Source organism: Micromonospora sp. NPDC049580 (assembly GCF_040675595.1).
Taxonomy (GTDB): Bacteria; Actinomycetota; Actinomycetes; order Mycobacteriales; family Micromonosporaceae; genus Micromonospora.
Window position 1 is genome coordinate 1 of sequence record NZ_JBFAPG010000437.1, and the last position, 5,351, is coordinate 5,351.

Below are 5,351 nucleotides of genomic sequence, written 5' to 3' on the forward strand. Positions count from 1 at the left end.
GAAGTTATTGCCGCGACACGCCGTGCCGAGTGACAACAACTTCATGATCAACGGGCTGAGGGCTGAGGGCTGAGGGCTGAGGGCGGGGGGCGGGAGGCGGGAGGCGGGAGGCGGGAGGGGGTTAGGGGAGGAGGTCTCCTAGGGCGGCGGACTCGAGGTCGTTGCGGATCACGGCGGCGTCGCCTTCGATGACCAGGGTCAGCGCTTCCGGGTGCAGGTGGGTGGCCGCTGCCGCGGAGACCTGGTCCACGTCGGCGTTGAGCAGTTCCTCGCGCAGCCGGGCGTGGTAGTCGTCCGGCAGGTCGTGCACCACCAGCGTGGTCAGCGCGGAAGCGATCGCCCGGGGGCTCTGCAACTCGACCGACAGCTGCCCGGCCCGCCAGGAACGGGCCACCGCCAGCTCGTCCTCGGTCACGCCTCCCGCCTGCGTACGGGTGATCTCGCCCACCGCCTCGACCAGGGCCGGCGCGGTGACGGCGGTCTGCACGCCCGAGCTGACCGCGAACCGCCCGAACCGGCGGGACGAGGCGAACTCGCCCCGGATGCCGTACGTGTAGCCGCGCACCTCGCGGATCAGGTGGTTGAGCCGGGAGGTGAACGCCCCACCGAGCACCGTGCCCGCGAGGGTCATCGGCACGTGGTCGGGGTGCGCCCGGTGCGGCGACGGGTGGCCCAGCCGCAGCGTGGACTGCACCGAGCCGGGCCGGTCCACCAGGATGATCCGGCGGCCGGTGTGCAGCGGGACCTCGATCGGGCCGCCCCGCTCGGCCGGACCGCCCCCGGTGCCGGCGAACGCCGCCCCGGCCAACGCGTCCAGGTCGATCCGGTCCAGGTCACCGGCGACGATCAGGGTGCCGGGCCGCAGGAACCACTCGGAGTGGAAGACGGTGATGTCCTCCACGTCCAGGCCGGCCACCGAGTCCGGATCGCCGTACATCGGTCGTCCCCAGCGGGTGTCGGCGCCGAACAGGTCGGCGCGCAGCGCGGCGTCGGCGCGCGGGCCGGGGTTGGCCCAGTCCATCCGCAGCGCGGTGGCCTCGTCGTCGCGCACGCGCCGGACGTCGGCCGGGTCCAGCCGGGGCGTCCGGACGGCCTCGGCGAGGAGTTGCACCGCGGCGGTCAGCCGATCCACCGGGACCTGCACGCTGATCTGGAACGAGTCCCAGTCCAGCCCGGTCACCAGCTCGGTGCCGAGCGCCTCGATGGCCAGCGCGTACGCCGTGGCGTCCCGCTGCGCGGTGCCCTCCTCCAGGGCCTTGGCGAGCACGCCGCCCAGCCCTTCCTTGCCGGTCAGCTCCCGGCCGGCGCCGGCGTCGAGCAGCAGCAACGCGACGGCGAGGTTCTGCCCGGGCAGGTGCGCGGCGACCACCTGGCCGCCGCCCGCCGCGCGGCGGACCACCGGCGGGAACCGGTACGGGCGAGCGGCACCCGGGCCGGGACGGTCGGCGATCAGCGTCATGCGGTCTCCTCGGGCAGGTAGGTCAGGGTCACCCGGTCGGCGGCGCCGAGCACCTCGGCGGCGGTCTCGGCGATCTGCTCGGCGGTCACCGCGAGCCAGGCGGGCAGCCGGTCGGCGGCCCGGGCCGGGTCACCGAACTGGGTGGTGTACCGCCCGAGCGTGTCCGCGCGGCCGTCCACCGTCGACATCTGCCGCCACCACGCGGTGCTCAGCAACGCCTTCGCCCGGTCCAGCTCGGCGGCGGTGACCGGCACGGTGGCCAGCTCGTCGACGACCTCGGCCAGCCCTTCGGCCAACCGCTCGGCGCTCACGCCGGGGCGGGCGGTGGCGGTGGCGATCAGCGGCGCCGGGGCGTGCGCGAGGTCCACCCCGTACGCGCCGACCAGATCGGGTTGTGCGATCCGCTCGCCGTCGGCGAGCCGCTGGTAGAGCCGGCTGCCCCGGCCGCTGCCGAGCACGGTGGCGAGCACGGTGAGCACGTCGTAGCCGGGGCTGCCGAACGGGTGACCACGGTGGGCGATGTAGACGCGGGGCGCCGGCACGTCCGCGATCACCGTCTCCACGGCGGGCTTCCCGGTCGCCGGGACGCGGCGACCGTCCGGCGCGGGCGGGATGTCGTCGCGGGCGGGCAACGCCCCGAAGTACTTCTCGGCCAGCGCGAACACCTCGGCGGCCTGGGCGTCGCCGACGACGGTGAGCACCGCGTTGTTCGGCGCGTAGTACATCTCGTGGAACGCCTGGAAGGTGGCGAGATCGGCGGCGTTCAGGTCGGCCATCGAGCCGATCGTCGAGTGGTGGTACGGGTGCCCCGGCGGGTAGAGCAGCGGCAGCAGGCGCAGCCAGGCATCCCCGTACGGGACGTTCTCGTAGCGCTGCCGGCGCTCGTTCTTCACCACGTCGCGCTGGTTGTCCAGCGTCTCCTGGGTGAGCGCCGGGACCAGCCCACCCATCCGGTCGGCCTCCAGCCAGAGCGCCAGCTCCAGGTGCTCGGCCGGGACCGTCTCGAAGTAGTTCGTCCGGTCCGGGTTGGTGGTGGCGTTGAGCGAGCCACCGGAGCCCTGGATCAGCTTCATGTGCTCGGTCTTCGCCACGTTCACCGAGCCCTCGAACATCAGGTGTTCGAAGAGGTGGGCGAAACCGGTCTGCCCGGCCGGCTCGTGCCGGGATCCGACGTCGTACCAGAGATTGACGGCCACCGCGGGTGCGGTGCGATCCTCGCTCACCACCACGCGCAGGCCGTTGTCCAGTCGGGACGTCTCGATGGGCCAGGGGTAACCACTGTCGGGCATGGCACGACGCTATCCGATCTCGCGGGCGGAAAGGTGACGTGCCGCCGGTCGGCGAGCCGGCCGACCGGCATCGACTTTGCCGGTCGGGGTACCGCAGAGCAATGACCCCACGGACCCCCGTTCCGCCCGCGCGCCGCACCGTCGGACCGGCCGCCAGGACCGTCGAACGCGCCACCGCCGCGCTCGGCCGGCTGCGCCGCGGCCGGCTGCTGCATCCGGCCGGCCGGTCGTTCACCGGCGAGGTGACGATCTGGGGTACGCCCGGACCACCCACCGGGGTCGCCCTGCTGGACGACCCCGGCCGGTACGCGGCCACGGTCCGGCTCTCCAGGGGTACGCCCACGCCGGGCGGTTGGCCGGACGTGCTGGGCCTGGCGGTGCGTGTGCACTCCCCCACCGGCCGCCCGTTCGACCTGCTGGTCAGCTCCAGCGGCGCCGCTCCGGTGCTGCGGAACCTGCCGCTGCCCCGCCGCGGCTTCACCGGGACCTACAGCACGATCATGTGTTACCGCGTGGGCCGGCGTCGTCTCTGGTTGGCCGCGTTGGCCGACCCGGACTCGGTCGACCTCGGCCGCACTCTGGCCGCCGTCACTGCCGCGGCCCGGACGGACGCGCCGCGCGTGGTGCTCGCGGTCGCGTCCGCCGTCGGGCCGTGGCGGCCGGTCGGCCAGGTCAGCATCGGTGCCCCGCTCGACGCCGCCGAGGACGCCGCGCTCGCGTTCGACCCGGTGCGCAACCTGCCACCCGAACTGCGGGCGGCCGGTCCACTCGCCTGGCTGCGCGAGCAGACCTACCGGGGCTCACGCCGGGCCCGCGGCGCGCGGGCTCAGTCCGGCGGTTCGACGGCGGCAACCGTCTGATCCGAGGTACGACGTTCCAGCACCGTGTCCGGGGCCACGTTCTGGTCCTCCTCGCGGATGTCCGACTCGGCGAGGATGGCCTCCGCCTGCGCCTGCGGGTCGTCGCTGCCCACCGCCGCCTCCTCGGGAAGGAGGTGGTGCGCGCGGGACTCCGCCCGCTCCTGATCGCTCTGCTCGTCAGTCATGGCACAGCTGTTACCCCCGGCCCGGCCTCGGCACGCGATGTTCACCCCGCATCTTGGGACGATGCCACGGGCATCCCCGCCCGGTCGGGTAGGCTGGCTCCCGTGACGCGTTCCTATCGATGGTTTAGGCAGCCGGCTCCCACGCCGGTGACTTCACCATGAACTGACGTCACCACGGACCGAGCCGGCTGGGCAGGAGCTGTCGTTCCTGCCCTTTTGCGTACGAGCAGCCGGCTCGTCCCGGGCACCGGCCCCGGGCACGGTCGGCGGAAGGATGCCCACCGTGACGACCCCGGAGACCGATCGGGTCAGCGATCAGCGGATCGACCGTGTCGTGCCGCTTACCACACCCGCCCTGCTGCACCACGAGTTGCCCCTGGACGCCTCGCTCGCCGCCGCCGTGTTGACCGGCCGACGCGCGGTGGGCCGCGTGCTGGACCGCGAGGACGACCGCCTGCTGGTGGTGGTCGGCCCGTGCTCGGTGCACGACCCGGCCGCCGCCCTCGAATACGCCGAGCGTCTGCGCGTCGCCGCCGACCGGGTCGCCGACGACCTGCTGATCGTCATGCGGGTCTACTTCGAGAAGCCGCGGTCCACCGTGGGGTGGAAGGGCCTGATCAACGACCCCGGGCTGGACGGCAGCGGCGACGTCAACACCGGCCTGCGCCGGGCCCGGGCGCTGCTGCTCGACGTCCTGCGCCTCGGCCTGCCGGTGGGCTGCGAATTCCTCGACCCGATCACCCCGCAGTACATCGCGGACACGGTGGCCTGGGGTGCGATCGGCGCCCGCACCGTGGAGAGCCAGGTGCACCGGCAGCTCGCCTCCGGCCTGTCCATGCCGATCGGCATGAAGAACCGCCCCGACGGCAGCATCGGCACCGCCGTGGACGCGATCCGCGCCGCCGGGGTGCCGCACGTCTTCCCGGGCATCGACTTCTCCGGCACCCCGGCGATCATGCACACCCGCGGCAACACCGACGGGCACCTGGTGCTGCGCGGCGGTGGCGGTCGGCCCAACTACGACGCGGAGTCGGTGGCGGGCGCGCTCGACCTGCTCCGGGCGGCCGGGTTGCCGGAGCGCCTGGTGATCGACGCCAGCCACGCCAACAGCGGCAAGGACCACCGCAACCAGCCGCTGGTCGCCGCGGACGTGGCGGCGCAGATGGCCGCCGGCCAGCGCGGGATCACCGGTGTGATGCTGGAGTCGTTCCTGCTGCCCGGCCGGCAGGATCTCGACCCGACCCGCGAGCTGGTGTACGGCCGTTCGGTCACCGACGCCTGCCTCGGCTGGGACGACACCGCCGAGGTGCTCGACCACCTGGCCACCGCCGTACGGGCCCGTCGGGCCACGCTGCCAACCCCGGCGTGAGGGTGTGACGGCCGGCACTGCGGTGCGCGGAACACGAGACGGTGGGGCCTGGTTGACTGAGGTGTCGGTGTGCTCAGTGTCCCCGGGCCTCACCTAAATAGCCCTCGCGGAATACCGTTCGGCTGGAGCCGCGTCGCGCCACTCGCCGAGAGGCGACCTGCACACCGACACCGGCGCCGCCCCCGGCCC

The 5,351-nt window shown here is 73.6% G+C and carries 5 protein-coding genes; 2 read left to right on the forward strand and 3 right to left on the reverse strand.

Translation table 11 applies throughout. The annotated features are described in order from the left end of the window. Positions 1-121: 121 nt before the first annotated feature. Both AB0J68_RS26215 and AB0J68_RS26220 read right to left on the reverse strand, forming a co-directional pair. Entirely contained in the window at positions 122-1,459 is a 1,338-nt protein-coding gene (locus tag AB0J68_RS26215) for a pitrilysin family protein (RefSeq protein WP_354860902.1), read from the reverse strand. Beyond that, positions 1,456-2,748 carry a pitrilysin family protein gene (locus AB0J68_RS26220; protein WP_363940868.1) on the reverse strand — a complete coding sequence of 431 codons (1,293 nt, stop codon included), beginning with the start codon at positions 2,746-2,748 and terminating at the stop codon, positions 1,456-1,458. Before AB0J68_RS26220 ends, AB0J68_RS26215 begins: the two co-directional genes overlap by 4 nt. 101 nt (positions 2,749-2,849) lie before the next feature. Here AB0J68_RS26220 and AB0J68_RS26225 point away from each other — a divergent pair, with 101 nt between their 5' ends. Next, a complete protein-coding gene (locus tag AB0J68_RS26225) occupies positions 2,850-3,608 on the forward strand; it encodes a phosphodiesterase (RefSeq protein ID WP_363940870.1) in 759 nt (252 codons plus the stop codon). On the opposite strand, the gene AB0J68_RS26230 is transcribed toward AB0J68_RS26225, so the two are convergent. Beyond that, positions 3,575-3,793, reverse strand: coding sequence for a hypothetical protein (locus AB0J68_RS26230; RefSeq protein WP_363940872.1), 219 nt, complete (start codon positions 3,791-3,793; stop codon positions 3,575-3,577). The two genes, AB0J68_RS26225 and AB0J68_RS26230, sit on opposite strands and share 34 nt — an antisense overlap. Before the next feature lie 274 nt (positions 3,794-4,067). On the opposite strand from AB0J68_RS26230, the gene AB0J68_RS26235 reads away from it, so the two are divergent. Then, on the forward strand, positions 4,068-5,162 hold the full coding sequence (locus tag AB0J68_RS26235) for a 3-deoxy-7-phosphoheptulonate synthase (protein WP_363940874.1): 1,095 nt from the start codon (positions 4,068-4,070) through the stop codon (positions 5,160-5,162). The last annotated feature ends 189 nt before the right edge of the window (positions 5,163-5,351 follow it).